At 72.4% G+C, this 14,932-nt stretch carries 17 protein-coding genes and 1 riboswitch; of the genes, 11 read left to right on the top strand and 6 right to left on the bottom strand.

Annotation, left to right across the window (positions count from 1 at the left end):
• Positions 1–80: 80 nt before the first annotated feature.
• Both QT196_RS04785 and QT196_RS04780 read left to right on the top strand, forming a co-directional pair.
• Entirely contained in the window at positions 81–2,432 is a 2,352-nt protein-coding gene (locus QT196_RS04785) for an excinuclease ABC subunit UvrA (protein ID WP_168483558.1), read from the top strand.
• Positions 2,429–3,292 carry a siderophore-interacting protein gene (locus QT196_RS04780; RefSeq protein WP_168477793.1) on the top strand — a complete coding sequence of 288 codons (864 nt, stop codon included), beginning with the start codon at positions 2,429–2,431 and terminating at the stop codon, positions 3,290–3,292. Before QT196_RS04785 ends, QT196_RS04780 begins: the two co-directional genes overlap by 4 nt.
• A 7-nt stretch (positions 3,293–3,299) precedes the next feature.
• Here QT196_RS04780 and QT196_RS04775 read toward each other — a convergent pair whose 3' ends face one another.
• The gene (locus tag QT196_RS04775) at positions 3,300–3,674 is read right to left on the bottom strand and encodes a VOC family protein (RefSeq protein WP_168477792.1); all 375 of its coding nucleotides are present in this window, start codon (positions 3,672–3,674) and stop codon (positions 3,300–3,302) included.
• Between the two features lie 425 nt (positions 3,675–4,099).
• Here QT196_RS04775 and QT196_RS04770 point away from each other — a divergent pair, with 425 nt between their 5' ends.
• Complete coding sequence (locus tag QT196_RS04770) at positions 4,100–4,498, top strand: metalloregulator ArsR/SmtB family transcription factor (RefSeq protein ID WP_168477790.1); 399 nt, start codon at positions 4,100–4,102, stop codon at positions 4,496–4,498.
• Between the two features lie 77 nt (positions 4,499–4,575).
• Positions 4,576–4,971 (top strand): DUF6126 family protein, encoded by a 396-nt coding sequence (locus tag QT196_RS04765; protein WP_290354397.1) that lies wholly within the window; start codon positions 4,576–4,578, stop codon positions 4,969–4,971.
• Here QT196_RS04765 and QT196_RS04760 read toward each other — a convergent pair.
• Complete coding sequence (locus tag QT196_RS04760; RefSeq protein ID WP_168477788.1) at positions 4,940–5,758, bottom strand: CDP-alcohol phosphatidyltransferase family protein; 819 nt, start codon at positions 5,756–5,758, stop codon at positions 4,940–4,942. The two genes, QT196_RS04765 and QT196_RS04760, sit on opposite strands and share 32 nt — an antisense overlap.
• Before the next feature lie 105 nt (positions 5,759–5,863).
• Here QT196_RS04760 and QT196_RS04755 point away from each other — a divergent pair, with 105 nt between their 5' ends.
• The 5 genes from QT196_RS04755 (at position 5,864) to QT196_RS04735 (ending at position 10,443) form a co-directional block, all read left to right on the top strand.
• The gene (locus tag QT196_RS04755) at positions 5,864–6,850 is read left to right on the top strand and encodes a zinc-binding alcohol dehydrogenase (protein ID WP_168477786.1); all 987 of its coding nucleotides are present in this window, start codon (positions 5,864–5,866) and stop codon (positions 6,848–6,850) included.
• A gap of 77 nt (positions 6,851–6,927) precedes the next feature.
• On the top strand, positions 6,928–7,326 hold the full coding sequence (locus QT196_RS04750) for a 6-carboxytetrahydropterin synthase (RefSeq protein ID WP_127149515.1): 399 nt from the start codon (positions 6,928–6,930) through the stop codon (positions 7,324–7,326).
• Positions 7,323–8,441, top strand: coding sequence for a glycosyltransferase family 4 protein (locus QT196_RS04745; protein WP_266734741.1), 1,119 nt, complete (start codon positions 7,323–7,325; stop codon positions 8,439–8,441). Before QT196_RS04750 ends, QT196_RS04745 begins: the two co-directional genes overlap by 4 nt.
• A complete protein-coding gene (locus QT196_RS04740; protein WP_168477782.1) occupies positions 8,438–9,313 on the top strand; it encodes an SAM-dependent methyltransferase in 876 nt (291 codons plus the stop codon). Before QT196_RS04745 ends, QT196_RS04740 begins: the two co-directional genes overlap by 4 nt.
• Complete coding sequence (locus tag QT196_RS04735; RefSeq protein ID WP_323139162.1) at positions 9,313–10,443, top strand: lysylphosphatidylglycerol synthase transmembrane domain-containing protein; 1,131 nt, start codon at positions 9,313–9,315, stop codon at positions 10,441–10,443. Before QT196_RS04740 ends, QT196_RS04735 begins: the two co-directional genes overlap by 1 nt.
• 14 nt (positions 10,444–10,457) lie before the next feature.
• Here QT196_RS04735 and QT196_RS04730 read toward each other — a convergent pair whose 3' ends face one another.
• The gene (locus tag QT196_RS04730) at positions 10,458–11,297 is read right to left on the bottom strand and encodes a RibD family protein (protein WP_168477780.1); all 840 of its coding nucleotides are present in this window, start codon (positions 11,295–11,297) and stop codon (positions 10,458–10,460) included.
• The gene (locus QT196_RS04725; RefSeq protein WP_168477778.1) at positions 11,290–12,045 is read right to left on the bottom strand and encodes a creatininase family protein; all 756 of its coding nucleotides are present in this window, start codon (positions 12,043–12,045) and stop codon (positions 11,290–11,292) included. Before QT196_RS04725 ends, QT196_RS04730 begins: the two co-directional genes overlap by 8 nt.
• A gap of 140 nt (positions 12,046–12,185) precedes the next feature.
• Here QT196_RS04725 and ribA point away from each other — a divergent pair, with 140 nt between their 5' ends.
• Positions 12,186–12,866: a GTP cyclohydrolase II gene (gene ribA / locus QT196_RS04720; RefSeq protein ID WP_168483557.1), complete on the top strand. Its 681-nt coding sequence runs from the start codon at positions 12,186–12,188 to the stop codon at positions 12,864–12,866.
• A 104-nt stretch (positions 12,867–12,970) separates the two neighbouring features.
• On the opposite strand, the gene QT196_RS04715 is transcribed toward ribA, so the two are convergent.
• Together QT196_RS04715 and QT196_RS04710 are read right to left on the bottom strand one after the other, a co-directional pair.
• The gene (locus QT196_RS04715; protein ID WP_168477776.1) at positions 12,971–13,720 is read right to left on the bottom strand and encodes a CbtA family protein; all 750 of its coding nucleotides are present in this window, start codon (positions 13,718–13,720) and stop codon (positions 12,971–12,973) included.
• 15 nt (positions 13,721–13,735) lie between these two features.
• Positions 13,736–13,954: a CbtB-domain containing protein gene (locus QT196_RS04710; protein ID WP_168477774.1), complete on the bottom strand. Its 219-nt coding sequence runs from the start codon at positions 13,952–13,954 to the stop codon at positions 13,736–13,738.
• Positions 13,955–14,018: 64 nt separating this feature from the next.
• Positions 14,019–14,105: riboswitch (cobalamin riboswitch) on the bottom strand.
• Between the two features lie 158 nt (positions 14,106–14,263).
• Between QT196_RS04710 and QT196_RS04705 the strand changes: the two genes are divergently transcribed.
• Positions 14,264–14,836, top strand: a complete 573-nt coding sequence (locus QT196_RS04705) for a histidine phosphatase family protein (RefSeq protein ID WP_290354392.1) — start codon at positions 14,264–14,266, stop codon at positions 14,834–14,836.
• The last annotated feature ends 96 nt before the right edge of the window (positions 14,837–14,932 follow it).

The raw sequence follows: 14,932 nt of genomic DNA, 5'->3' as shown, positions 1-14,932 counted from the left end.
TTGCCACTCCTTACGGCATAAAGTAACGTCCCCGACCGGACTCTTTACGGCGTAAAGATAGCAGAGGGGTGGCAGCGCACATGGGGGACGGGCAGACCCGCCGACGGCCGGGCAACGGGGAAACATCGGCCGCGGACCGTCACGACCTGATCCAGGTACGCGGCGCCAGGGAGAATAATCTCGCCGATATCTCACTCGACATTCCCAAGCGCCGGCTCACCGTCTTCACCGGTGTTTCCGGCTCGGGGAAGTCCTCCCTGGTTTTCGGCACCATCGCCGCCGAATCGCAGCGGCTCATCAACGAGACCTATACGGCCTTCATCCAGTCCTTCATGCCGAGCCAGGGCCGGCCCGATGTCGACGCGCTGCACCATCTCAGCGCGGCGATCGTCGTGGACCAGGAGCGGATGGGCGCCAACTCCCGTTCCACGGTCGGCACCGCGACCGACGCACAGACCATGCTGCGGATCATCTTCAGCCGCCTGGGCACCCCGCACGCCGGTACCTCCACCGCCTTCAGCTTCAACAGCGCCGAGGGCATGTGCCAGGAGTGCGAAGGGCTCGGCCGGGTCTCGGCGATCGACACCGGCGAGCTGCTGGACACCGAACTCTCCCTCAACGAGGGGGCGATCACCGCTCCCGGCTTCACCGTCGGCTCGTGGTACTGGCAGACCCTCGCCACCTCCGGATTCTTCGACCCGGACGTCAAACTCAAGGACTTCACGCCCGCCCAGTGGGACGACTTCCTGCACAAGCCCGCCACCAAGATCAAGGTGGGCACCTCCACCCTCAACTACGAAGGCCTGCTGGTACGGGTGCAGCGCAGCTACCTCGCCAAGGACCGGGCCGCCATGCAGCCGCACATCAGGGCCTTCGTCGACCGGGCGGTGACCTTCACCGCCTGCGGTACCTGCGGCGGAGCCCGCCTCAACCCCGCCGCCCTCGGCTCCCGGATAGCCGGCCGCAACATCGCCGAATGCGCCGCCCTCCAGATCAGCGACCTGGTCACCTTCGTCCGGGGCATCGACGACCCCGCCGTGGCCCCGCTGGTCGCCACCCTCTGCCACACCCTCGACTCGCTCGTCGAGATCGGCCTGGGCTATCTGAGCCTGGACCGGGAGTCCGCCACGCTCTCCGGCGGTGAGGCCCAGCGGGTGAAGATGGTCCGTCACCTCGGCTCCAGCCTGACCGATGTCACCTATGTCTTCGACGAGCCGACCGTGGGACTGCATCCGCATGACGTCCAGCGGATGAACGATCTGCTGCTGCGGCTGCGCGACAAGGGCAACACGGTCCTGGTCGTCGAGCACAAGCCCGAGACGATCGCGATCGCCGACCATGTCGTCGACCTCGGCCCGGGAGCCGGCTCCGCCGGAGGAGAGCTCTGCTTCACCGGTGACGTCGCCGCGCTCCGCGCCTCCGGCACCCTGACCGGGCGTCACCTCGACCACCGCGCCGGGCTGCGCGAGCGGGTGCGGCGGCCGGTGGGAGAGCTGACGATCAGCGGCGCGAACACCCACAACCTCAAGGACGTCAGCGTCGGCATCCCGCTGGGGGTGCTCACCGTCGTCACCGGCGTCGCGGGCTCGGGCAAGAGTTCCCTGATCCATGGGTCACTGCCCGGACGGGACGGCGTGATCGTCGCCGACCAGTCCCCGATCCGGGGTTCCCGGCGGTCCAACCCGGCCACCTATACGGGGCTGCTCGGCCCGATCCGTACGGCGTTCGCCAAGGCCAACGGCGTCAAGGCCGCCCTGTTCAGCGCGAACTCCGAAGGGGCGTGCCCCACCTGCAAGGGCATCGGCCTCGTTTACACCGACCTCGCGATGATGGCGGGGGTGGCCTCGGTGTGCGAGGAGTGCGAGGGCAAGCGGTTCACGCCCAAGGTCCTCACCTACACCCTGCGCGGCAAGAACATCAGCGAGGTCCTCGCCATGCCGGTGGCCGAGGCCCGGGAGTTCTTCGCCACCGGGCAGGCCCGCACCGTCCTCGACCGCCTCGCCGAGGTGGGGCTGGGCTATCTCGGCCTGGGCCAGCCGCTCACCACCCTCTCCGGCGGCGAACGCCAGCGGCTCAAACTCGCCCTCCACATGGCGGAGCGGGGCGCCGTCTATGTCCTCGACGAGCCGACCACCGGACTCCATCTCGCCGATGTGGACCAGCTGCTGGGCCTGCTGGACCGGCTGGTCGACGACGGCAACACCGTCATCGTCATCGAGCACCACCAAGCCGTGATGGCGCACGCCGACTGGATCATCGACCTCGGCCCCGGCGCCGGCCAGGACGGCGGGCGGGTGGTCTTCACCGGCACCCCCGCCGATCTCGTCGCCACCGGCGACTCGCTGACGGCCCGCCATCTGCGGAGCTACGTCACGGCGCACCCCGCACAAGCCCCCGCCCTCGCCCCTGCTGCCCCATGGAGGACCCGATGACAGCCGTGCCCGTCGCGCTCATAGAGGTCACCGACGTCCGGCGGATCACCCCGCACATGGTCCGGATCACCTTCGCCGGTGCCGGCCTCGACGACTTCCCCACCTGGCCCGACCAGCAGCTCAAGCTGCTCTTCCCCAAGCCGGGCCGGCGCGCGCCCCGGCTGCCCGACGCCGCCGCGGACGGCGACGCGATGAGCTGGTACCAGGCGTTCCTCGCCCTCCCCGAAGACGACCGGCCGTGGATGCGCAGCTATACGGTGCGCGCCTACGACCCCGTCCGGCACCGGATCACCGTCGACTTCGTGCTGCACGGCACACCGGCGACGGCCGGCCCGGCGACCCGGTGGGCGGCCTCCGCCGCCGTGGGCGACCTCCTCGCCCGGTACGGCCCGGCCGCCGAGTACGCCAGGGCGCTGCCGCTCGACCGGGCCGACTGGCTGCTGCTGGCCGGCGATGCGACCGCCCTGCCGGCCATCGGCTCCCTCGTCGAGGCGCTGCCGTCCGGCACCCGCGCGCTGGCCTGCGTCGAGGTGGCCGGCCCGGCCGACGAGCAGCACTTCACGACCCGGGCGGAACTCACCGTGCAATGGGTGCACACGGACGGCCGCCACGACACCCTCCCGGCCGCCGTACGCGCCCTCACCTTCCCGCCCGGGCCGGTCTTCGCCTGGCTGGCCGGGGAGGCGGGCGCGGTCCGTGCGCTCCGGCGCCATCTGGTCGACGAGCGCGGTATCGACAAGGGCCGGATCGACTTCAGCGGCTACTGGCGCCGGACTCTCACCCAGGACGACGCCCCGACCGACGAGGACCTCGCCGAAGCACAGGAGCGCCTCGCGGCCGCCCGGTCCCCGCAGGACTGAGGCGGATTCAGCCCGCCCGCTCCGCCGCGCTGCGCTCCACACAGAACTCATTGCCCTCGATATCGGCCAGCGTCACCCACCCGGTCCCGTCCGGGCGCCGGTGGTCGGCGACCGGCGTCGCGCCGAGCGTCAGCAGCCGCTCGACCTCCTCGTCCCGGCCCCGGTCCTGCGGCTGGAGATCCAGGTGCACCCGGTTCTTCCCGGCCTTGGCCTCGGGCACCGTGACGAACAGCAGCGCGGTGCCCGCGGCCGTGACCGTGGCCTCCGGATCGCCCGGCAGGTCGTCCTCGGCCAGCGAGCCGTCCAGCACCTCCGCCCAGAAGCGCGCCAGGCGATAGGCGTCGGTGCAGTCGAGGGTGAGGTGGCGTACCAGTGAAGTCATGGGCGTCACTATGTGGTTGGGGCGTGGGGCTGTCCACCGGAATTGTTGCGGGCGGGGCACCGGCCGATGCCCCGCCCGCGGCCGGTGCGGGTCCGGCGTCGACACAGGTCCGCCCGGCCGGCCCCACAACTGTGCGCGGCAGCCGCGGAGTTCGTCCGGGCAGCGGAGGGCCGGGTGGTGAGCGGGCGGACGACGGCGTACGCACGTGCCGTGCCCGTACCGCGCCCGCCCCCGGTTTCTCCGCGACACCCATTCAAGAAGCCCGCCCGCGTCGTCTACAGTTGCAGAATTCCGCAATTCAACAGATGACGCGACGGCCGTGCGGCCTGAACGCGGAGGACATGCGTGGGCGGTTTCGCCGAATCGGCAGGGGAACGGGTGTGTGCGGCGTGGTCCGCGGCCGGTCCCGGGAGCGGGGCGCGGACATGAATGGTGCGTGGCTTCCGGTCTGTCAGGCCAAGGCCGATTTCTTCCGGATGCTGGGCCACCCGGTCCGTATCCGGGTGCTGGAACTGCTCCAGAGCGGACCGATGCCGGTGAGCGGGCTGCTCACCGCGATCGGGGTGGAGCCGTCCGCGCTCTCCCAGCAGCTGGCGGTGCTGCGCCGCTCGGGCATGGTGACGGCCACCCGCAGCGGTTCCACCGTCGTCTACGAGCTGGCCGGCGGCGAGGTCACCGAACTGCTGCGGGTCGCCCGCCGGGCCCTCACCGAGGTGCTCGCCGGGCAGCATGCCCTGCTCACCGAACTCCGGCAGGCCGACGCCGGCGCACGGCCGACGGCCGCCGGGGTGCCGGCGACCGGCGCGGTGGGGGCGGTCTCGTGATCCGCTCGCCGCGCTCCACGGACGCCGGCCGGACGGGCACGGTCCGCATGAGCCCCACCGGAACAGGGTGATCGCTGATGTCCGGCGCACCACGGCGTAAGGGGCCGCCGCCCTGGCGTGCGGTCCGCTCCCGCACCTGCATACCCACACCCTCCGGCCCGGGCACCGTACGGCCCTGCCGGGGGCGCCCACCCGGGCGCGGGACGATCCGTACGGCACCCGGACACGGCCGGGCCTGCCCGGAGGGCGCCGCCCGCCCGCACACCTCGGCGCGCTGCGGCGTCCGGCGGCCCCGGGCGACCGCGATCCGCCCCGGGACCCAGCTGGCGCGGCTGCCCGGCGCGGTCCTGTTCCCCCACCGGGCTCCCCGGCGCAGCCTGTGGCGACGGGTGTTCCTCTACTTCGTCGTCAGCCATCTGCTGCTGGTCTTCCTGGCGCTCGTCATCTATCTGGGCCGGCACGCCGGGACATAGCGGGCAGGTCTTCCTCGGCCCGGTCCGGTCCGCGCGCCGCAGCCGGGCCGCCCGAGAGCCCCCGGACCCGCCACAGCCAGCCGACATCCCGCCCGAAGGACCACACCAGCGCCGCCAGCGCCCCGCTCACCGCGACCGCCGCCGCGGGGCGCGGCAGCACCCCGGCACCGGCCACGACCAGCACGATGCCTTGCAGCGCCGCCACGGTCTTGCGGGCCATGCTGTGCGGCAGCGCGCCACTCAGCCATGGCCAGACCCAGGACGCCGCGACGAAGACGTACCGCATCAGGCCGATGCACAGCACCCACGGGCCCAGCGGCACCACGAGATACACACAGAGCACCAGGATGAGGAAGGCGTCGACCTCCATGTCGAAGCGCGCCCCGAGCGGCGTCACGGTGCCGGTGCGCCGGGCCACCTGACCGTCCACCGCGTCCAGGATCAGCGCCACGGCGGCCAGCGCGACCAGCACCGCGACCGGCGTCCGCCGCTCGAAGGAGTCCGCGACCAGCGCCGTCACCCCGCCGACCAGGATCGTGCGGGCCAGTGTGACGCGGTTGGCCATACCGAACGAAGCCATACCGAATGACCGGGGCCACGACCGGCGCAGCGCGACGGTGAGCACCACCCAGGTGGCCACCGCGAACACGCAGCCCGTCAGCCACCCCGCGGTGCTCAGACCGACCACCCGGCGGAGCGCTTCCAGTATGAGCAGCTGCACTCCTGTGCCCGCCGTAATGTCCGGTCCGAACGGCCTTGTGTCGTAACGCTCTTGTACGGTCACCATGCCTCCCGGATGTGTGGCGGAGTCGAGAGGTGCCGCGTAGGGTGACGGCGTTCTCATGATCCCCAGCATCGACGAATCATCGCCGGAGCGTCCAGGAGGATTCCGATGCCGCGCGTCGCTTGTGCGTTTTGGCTAAACGCTCCGGGTCACGGTGAAATCCGGACAGTGCCCTTGCCGGACCCCGGACCCGATGAGGTTTTGGTACGCACACTATGTTCCGGAGTGAGCCGCGGAACGGAGACCCTGGTCTTCCGTGGCGGCGTCCCCGTGAGCCAGCATTCCGTGATGCGGGCGCCCTTCCAGGAAGGCGATTTCCCCGGGCCCCTCAAATACGGCTACCTCAATGTCGGAGTTGTCGAGGAAGGGCCTCCCGCTCTACTGGGCCGCACCGTCTTCAGTCTCTACCCGCACCAGACGCACTATGTCGTCCCGGCGAGCGCGGTCACTCCGGTGCCCGACGCGGTGCCCGCCTCGCGGGCCGTACTGGCGGGCACCGTGGAGACCGCGGTGAACGCCCTGTGGGACGCCGCGCCGCTGGTCGGCGACCGGATCGCGGTGATCGGTGCGGGCATGGTGGGCTGCGGTGTCGCCGCGATCCTCGCCCGCTACCCCGCCGTCCGGGTACAGCTGGTGGACGCCGACCCCGCGCGGGCGGCGACCGCCAAGGCACTGGGCGTGGACTTCGCCCTGCCGCAGGACGCGCTGGGCGACTGCGACCTCGTCGTCCACGCCAGCGCCACCGAGGAGGGGCTCGCGCGCTCGCTCGAACTGCTCGCCCCGGAAGGCACCGTCATCGAGCTGAGCTGGTACGGAGACCGGCAGGTCAGCCTGCCGCTGGGGGAGGCCTTCCACTCCCGCCGGCTGGTCGTCCGCAGCAGTCAGGTGGGCGCGGTCTCCCCGGCCCGCCGCGCCCGCCGTACCTTCGCCGACCGGCTCGCGCTCGCCCTGGACCTGCTCGCCGACCCCGCCTTCGACGCGCTGATCACCGGCGAGTCCGCCTTCGAGGAGCTGCCGGAGGTGCTGCCCCGGCTCGCCTCCGGCGACCTGCCGGCGCTGTGCCACCGCATCCGCTACGCGTCGGCGGACGGCTGACCGCCCCGCGAAACCGCCCTGAATTCCATCCCCGGCGACCCCGCCACTGAGACCGACATCACACCGGAGGAACGGCCTTGTTCAGCATCACCGTCCGCGATCACCTGATGGTCGCCCACAGCTTCCGTGGCGCGGTCTTCGGCCCCGCGCAGCGTCTGCACGGCGCGACCTTCATCGTGGACGCGACCTTCCGCCGGGCGGAGCTCGACGCCGACAACATCGTCGTCGACATCGGCCTGGCCACCCAGGAACTCGGCGGTGTGATCGCGGAGCTGAACTACCGCAACCTCGACGACGAGCCCGCCTTCGCCGGTATCAACACCTCGACGGAGGCCCTGGCCAAGGTCATCGCCGACCGGCTCGCCGACCGCATCGAGGCGGGCAACCTCGGCGAGGGAGCCCGCGAGCTGGCCGGGATATCGGTCACCTTGCACGAGTCACACATCGCCTGGGCGACGTACGAGCGCACTCTGTGACCCGAACCGGCGCCGCCCCGGGGGAGCGGGTGGTGCACTTCGTCCTGCCCGGTGACATCGACGACCCGACGTCACCCAGCGGCGGCAACACCTACGACCGCCGGGTGTGCCGCGACCTCCCGGCCGCGGGCTGGCAGGTACGCCCGTACGCGCTGTCCGGCAGCTGGCCGCGGCCGGACGCCACCGCCTGCGCGGAGCTGGCGCAGCGGCTGGCGGCGCTGCCGGACGGCGCCGTGGTCCTCCTCGACGGCCTGGTCGCCTGCGGTGTCCCCGAGGTCCTCGCCCCCGAGGCGGAACGGCTGCGCCTCGTCGTCCTGGTGCATCTCCCGCTGGGCGACGAGACCGGCCTCGACCCCGCCGTGGCCGCGGAGCTGGACGCCCGCGAACACCGCACCCTGCACACCGTCGCCGCCGTCGTGGCCACCAGCGACTGGGCCGCCGACCGGCTCGTCACCCACCACGGACTGGCCCCCGAGCGGGTCCACGCCGTCCGGCCCGGCGCCGACCCCGCGCCCCTCGCACCCGGCACCGACGGCGCCACCGGGCTGCTGTGCGTCGCCGCGGTCACCCCGCGCAAGGGACAGCACCGCCTGATCGACGCACTGGCGACGGTCACGGACCTGCCGTGGAGCTGCGCATGTGTCGGCGGGCTCGGCCGCGACCCCGGCTATGCCGCCCAACTCCGCGGCGCGGTGGCCGGGTTCGGCCTCGACGACCGGATCACCTTCACCGGGCCCCGCGCGGGCGCGGACCTGGAGGCGAGCTACGCCGCCGCCGACCTGCTGGTGCTCACCTCGTACGCGGAGACCTACGGCATGGTCGTCACCGAGGCGCTGGCCCGCGGGATCCCGGTGCTCGCGACGGCGGTGGACGGCGTACCCGAAGCGGTCGGGCAGGCCCCCGACGGCAGTGTCCCCGGCCTGCTCGTACCGCCCGGCCACCCGGCGGCGCTCGCCGAGGCACTGCGCGGCTGGCTCGGCGATCCACAACTGCGGGACGGGGTCAGAAGTTCGGCGCGCGCCCGGCGTGCCATGCTGGAGAGGTGGGAGATGACGTCGCACAGTCTGGCCGGAGTGCTGGAACGGGTTCGGCACAAGCCCCGGAGCACGCGATGAGCGCGCCCGAGAGGCCCCGATTCGCCCCGCGGTGGCTGGAGTTGCGGGAACGCGCCGATGCCGCGGCCCGGGCCCCCGAGCTGCTGCGCCCGCTGCTGGCGTGGCTTGAGGCACAGTCCGCGCCCGAGGGCCCGCCCGGCGGCCCCCGCGGTCTGGTGATCCGTGATCTCGGCTGCGGTATCGGCTCCATGGGGCGCTGGCTCGGCGTCCGGCTGCCCGGTCCGCAGCAGTGGGTCCTGCACGACCTGGACCCCGCGCTGCTCGCCCTCGCCGGGGCGCGGATGCCGGTAACGGCCGCCGATGGCACGCCCGTTGCCGCCACCACCGCGCGCGGCGATCTGGCCACCCTCACCGCCGACGACCTCGCCGGGACCTCGCTGGTCACCGCCTCAGCACTGCTGGATCTGCTCACCGAGGACGAGGTGGAAGACCTCGCCGAGGCCTGTATGGGCGCGGGCAGCCCGGCGCTGCTGGCGCTCTCCGTCGCCGGACGGGTCGAGCTGACCCCGGCCGATCCGTTCGACGCCGAGATCGCCGACGCCTTCAACGACCATCAGCGCCGTACGGACCAGGGCCGCGCACTGCTCGGACCGGACGCCATCGCGGCGGCGGTCGCGGCCTTCGAACGGCACGGGGCGACGGTGCTGGTGCAGTCCAGCCCGTGGCGGCTCGGCTGTGCCGAATCCGCGCTGATCGCCGAATGGCTGCGCGGCTGGGTCGGTGCCGCGCACGCCCAGCGGCCGGAGCTGGCGCCCGAGGCCGTCGCCTATCTCCGCCGGCGGCTGGAGGAGTGTGCGGCGGGGGAGCTGACCGTCGCGGTGCACCACACCGATCTGCTGGCGCTGCCCCGGCAGCGGTCCGGGAGCGCATGATGACGCGGTCCCGCTGGGCGGCATGGCTCAGGATGCTCGCGGGACTGGGCATCCTGGTGGCCCTGGTGTGGCATCTGGGCTCGCAGGCCTTCCTGGACGGGCTGCACCGGATCGACGCCGCCACCCTGCTGGCCGCGCTCGCCATCGGCGTGCTGACCACGGTGTTCAGTGCCTGGCGCTGGTGTCTGGTGGCCCGCGGCCTCGGCCTGCGGCTGCCGCTCGGCCGGGCCGTCGCCGACTACTACCGGGCGCTGTTCCTCAACGCGGCGCTGCCCGGTGGCGTGCTGGGGGATGTGCACCGCGCCGTGGACCACGGCCGCACCTCCGGCAACCTCGGCCGGGGGGTCCGCGCGGTGGCCCTGGAACGGACCGCCGGCCAGGTCGTGCTGCTCGTCACCGGGGCCGCGGTGCTGCTCGTCCGGCCGTCACCGGTCCTGGCACCGGTCGCCCGCTTCCTCGCCTCGCCCGCCGTGGCGCTGGCCGCGGCCGTTACGGGTCTGCTGGTGGTCGCGGTCGCCGTCCGGCTGCGCCGCCGCCGGGGCGCCTCCCGTGGCGAACGCGCCCTGCGCACCGTATTGGCCGAAGCCCGCCAGGGCCTGCTGGCCCGCGGCGTCTGGCCCGGTGTCGCGCTCTCGTCCGTGGCCGTCCTGGCGGGCTACCTCGGGATGTTCGTCCTGGCCGCCCGGGTCGCGGGCGTCACCGCACCGGCCGCCGAGCTGGTGCCGCTGGTGGTGCTGGCGCTGCTCGCGATGGCGCTGCCGTTGAACGTGGGCGGCTGGGGACCCCGGGAAGGCGTCGCCGCCTGGGCCTTCGGCGCCGCCGGACTGGGCGCGACGCAGGGACTCACCACCGCGGTGATCTACGGCGTACTCGCCTTCGTCGCAAGCCTCCCCGGCGCCGCCGTGCTGCTGGGACCCGCCCTGCGCCGCGCCGCTCCGCTTCCCGCGGAACAGCCGGCGGCGTCCGCTGCCCTGCCCCGCCCGGCGGACGGGCACCCCCGTACCGGGAGTACGGGGATGGTCCGGCAGCGCGGTGCGGAGGTCCCGTCGGCGGTGGGCGGGGGAGCGCGGTACCAGGCGCAGACGCACGGCGAGCGGAGCGAGACGCCCTGGTCCGCCGGTCCGCCCTGACCGGCGGACCTGCCTCAGTCCGCCGGTCCGCCCGAGGGCTCACCGGCCGACCGCAGGGCGAACTCGAAGAGGGTGTCCTCGCCGAGCAACGCGCGCCGTAGTGGCGGGCGCAGCGCCTCCCGCATCACCGGCGTCCCGGGAAAACGGAGGCCGGGGATGCCGTCACCGAGCAGGACCGGGGCGACGGTGACATAGAGCCGGTGCAGCGCCTGTTCGTGCAGGAACCGCGACACGGTGACCCCGCCGCCCTCGATCAGCACCCTGCCCAGCCCGCGCCGCGCCAGCGCCGCGAGCAGCCGCTCCGGGGCGAACGCGGCCGCGTCCGGCAGCACCAGCACCTCGACTCCGGCGCCCGGGTCCGCGGGGGCGGCATCCGGTCCCACCACCCACAGGGTCGGCGCCGCGCCGTCCGTGAACACCCCGCTGCTCCGCGGCACCCGGCCCCGCGGATCGAGCACCACCCGCACCGGGTTGTCGCCCGCACAGGCGCGTACGGTCAGCCGCGGATCGTCCGCCGCGGCGGTGCCGGCCCCGACGAGCACCGCGTCGGACAGCGCGCGCAGCCGGTGCAGATGGCAGCGGTCCTCCTCGCCGGTGACGAAGTCGGCATCGCCGGTACGGGTCGCGATGAAGCCGTCCAGGCTCTGCCCGAGCTGGGCGAACGCGACCTCCGGGCCGGCCAGGCAGAGCGGCAGATAGCGGCCGGCCAGCTCCTGCGCCTCGGGTGTGGCGGGCCGCCCCCAGCGCAGTCCGCCGTCTCCGTCCGGGGCCATCCCGGCGGCGAGCGCCTCGTCCGTCGTACGGAGACGCCGCAGCAGGTCCCAGGCGGCCGACGCGTCGAGCAGCTCAGACATCGGCTGCCGCCCGGTCGCCGAACAGCGCTGCGTATTCACCGAATGCCTCGGTGAGCCCGGCCAGCAATTCCCGTCCCTTGTGGGCGGATGCCAGCGACGGCCGCCCGATGACACCGGATTCGGTATAGGCCGACATGCCGAGCGTCAGCAGCTGCTTCCGGTCATCGGCGACGCAATCCGCCGATTCATAGCCTTCCTTGACCAATTCGGGATGGGCATACAGCAGAATGGACGTCTCGACCTCTCCCGCATGCATATCGGTGTGCGACGGCGTCTCCACCCCGGCCCGGGTGCGTGCCGCGTCCCAGTCGGCGGAGCCCGGGAACAGTGCCATCCGCACCCCGCGCCCGGCGGATTCCTGAACGACATTGCGCAGGACGTAATTTCCGCCGTGCCCGTTGATGAGAATCAGGGTGTCGATACCGGACCGGTGGAGCGAATCGGCGATGTCCGTGACGACCGCGTGCAGGGTGCGGGCGGAAATGCTCACGGTCCCCGGCCAGTCGGCGTGCTCATGCGAACAGGACACCGTCAGCGGCGGCAGCACCTGGACGGGACGGCCGGCGGCCACCTCCCGGGCGATGGTGCAGGCGATGACGGTATCGGTGGTCAACGGCAGGAAGGCACCGTGCTGTTCGAAGCTGCCGATGGGCAGCACGGCCATCGTCGGCCGCCGTGCCCGTACGTCCTCCGTGGTGTCCGCCGGCAGCGGGCCGGTGGCCGAAGTCGGGTGTCCCGAAGCGGTCATGGGATGCTGCGGCCTTTCGTCGCCGACTCGCGGAGTCGTGGTTGTCACGGCATCGTTTGTCACGGCGTCGCAGCATACTTGTTGTCATGGTGAGTGAGTTCTGCCGATCATTTACCCGCGCGGGTACGATCGCCGCCATGATGGACCCCGAGGACTCCGCCGGCCCCGACCTCCGTGTCGCAATCAATGATGCCTTCGGCCAACGGCCGGGCGTGGAACAGGTGGTGACGGTCAGGCTGCCCACGACCTACGGTGAATTTCTCGCCGTGGGCTATCTGGACCGCCGTAGCGGTATCGAGCAGGTGGCTCTGGTCCACGGCGATGTCGTGGGGGAGTCGGTGCTGACCCGGGTGCATTCGGAATGCCTGACCGGTGATGCCTTCGCGTCCACCCACTGTGAATGCGGCGATCAATTGTCCGAGGCGCTGCGCGCGATCGTGGCGGAAGGCCGCGGCGTTCTGGTCTATCTCCAGGGCCATGAGGGCCGCGGAATCGGGCTGCTGGGCAAGCTCCGCGCGATGAAGCTCCAGGAGGGCGGGCTGGACACCGTCGAGGCGAATATCGCGCTCGGGCTGCCGGTCGATGCCCGTGACTACGGCGCCGCGGCGGAGATCCTCCAGGACCTCGGTGTCCGGTCCGTACGGCTGCTGTCGAACAATCCGCGCAAGCGCGAGGCCCTGCTGCGGCACGGGATCCCCGTCGACGAACAGGTCCCGCTGCTGATGCCGCCCCGTGCGGAGAACATCCGCTACCTCCGCGCCAAACGGGAGCGCCTCGACCACGATCTGCCGCATCTGGACAGCGTCCCCGGTCTGTCCTGAGGCCGTCCGCGGCCGGGACCGCGCACACCCCGCCCGCTACGCGTCGAGGGAGGGCGCGCGACGCGAAGTCGCGGACCCTCCCTCGGTGATTGCGGCCGGCCGGATCAGGAGACGGCGGGAGCCGCCTCGGCCGCGGGGGCCTCCTGCCGTGCCGGTACGACGCGCTCCGCGAGGTGGCCGAAGAGCAACCCGAAGGTCGTCCACAGCACCAGTTGGATGGCGAGCGCCGACAGCCGGAACTGCCAGAGCAGCGTGCCGGGGAAGCCCTCGGGCACATTGTCGTAGGCCGGCAGGAACGCATAGGCGAGGCCGATGGCGACCACGAACGCGGCGCCGGCCACGACCGTGGCGTTCCAGTTGCCCAGCTTCGGAGCCAGCCGCCGGCCGAGGAGCGTGGCGGCGACGGCCAGCAGGATGCCGAGCAGCATCATCAGGAAGAACAGGGCGGTGCGGGTGCCGATCGTGTCGGGGTCACCGACGGCGGGCGGATTGGCCGGGTACTTCAGGAACGGTACGAGGTACACGGCCACCAGCGCGGCGCCGGAGAGCAGCGCCGCCGTGGTGCGGGCACCGAACCGGCCGATCCGCCCCAGAGCGAAGCAGAAGACCAGTGCGGCGATCCCGCCGAGTGCCACGCCGTAGATCAGTACGCCGGTCGCCAGCCCCGCCGTGGACTGCACACCGCGGCTGACGACCTCCATCCCGTGTTCGTGGCTGTGTGCGTCCTCGAACGCGATGGCGGCATCCACCTTCGGCTCGCCCAGCAGGTAGGCGACGACGAGGGCCAGGACACCGGCGGCCAGACCGGCGAGCATCCCGCGCACCAGAAGGTTTCTGATGGTGACGGAGTTCATGGGTGCGCGGTCCGATCAGTGGCAGGGGAAGCCGAGAAGGTGGCGCCCGTCGTGGACCCACTCGTGGACCTCTGAGCCCGAGAGCAGCGAGGTGGCACCCTGCTCGGCGCCGATGAAGTAGAGCAGAACCAGCATCAGGACGCCGACGAAAAGCGCCCACGGTGCGATGGCCTTGAGGGGGATCGGGGCCGGGGTGACGGCGCCGGCGGCCGGGGGTGCGATGGTCTGAGCCATGGCAGGACCTCCTGTGCGGGGGAACTCGCGTCCCTGTTCGTTGGAGTGCGTAACGACATGCCGGGTCTGGCTCGCCCGGTCCCGGCCCTGGGGGGCTGGTAAATAACCGGACATACAGTGGCGCGACCGCGCCGGGATCCCACCGGCTTCCGTCATGTCGTCGTCAATATCATCGGGAAGGTACCGCGAACCGACCCCCCGGCCAAGGCCACGGAGGGGGCGGAGAGGCGCAGGACAGGGCGCGCCGTCCGGACAACTCCCTTGAGCGGGCCAGGGGTTATCGCCCTGCGCGGAGCGAGAGAAGAGGACATGACAACTCGGGTGATGTTGGTCTCACCGGCCGCCGGTTTGGCGCAGCGCGAGGCGCGTTTCGATGACGACGGGCCACTGAGCGAGGCCGGGCTGCGCCGTGTCCGGGCCGCCGCCGGAGAGTTGCCGCCCGCCGACCGGGCCTTCGCCTCGCCCTCCGTCCGGTGCCGCAGTACGGCCGAGGAGCTCGGGCTCTCGGCGCTGCCCGCGGGGGAGCTGGCGGGCTGTGGGATGGGCGGCTGGCGTGGGCGGACCCTGGCCGAGGTGGCCGACGCCGAGCCGGTCGCGGTGTCGGCCTGGCTCTCGGACCCGGACTTCACCGGGCACGGCGGGGAGTCGCTGCGGCAGCTGTGCGACCGGATCGCCGGCTGGCTGGCGCGGATGGCCGAGGACGCGGGCCGGGTGCTGGCCGTCGTCGAGCCGGATGTCGTGCGTGCCGCGGCGGTGTGTGCCCTGCGGGTCGCCCCGGACGCGTTCTGGCGACTGGATGTGCCGCCGCTGACCGTGACGGAGCTGAGCGGCCGCGGCGGGCGCTGGAATCTGGGGCTGGGGCGGGATCTGGGTCGCAGGTGACGGCGCCGCGACGGTAAAACTTTAAAATTCACCTGCTCCGTCATCTACACATAAAGCCGACATAAGCGCAGAATAAAGATGCGTGGTCGGATGCCA

Source organism: Streptomyces sp. P9-2B-2, from assembly GCF_030406865.1.
GTDB lineage: Bacteria > Actinomycetota > Actinomycetes > Streptomycetales > Streptomycetaceae > Streptomyces > Streptomyces platensis.
Note: the sequence above shows the minus strand (reverse complement) of the source record. Positions and strands in the feature narration are given on the sequence as shown.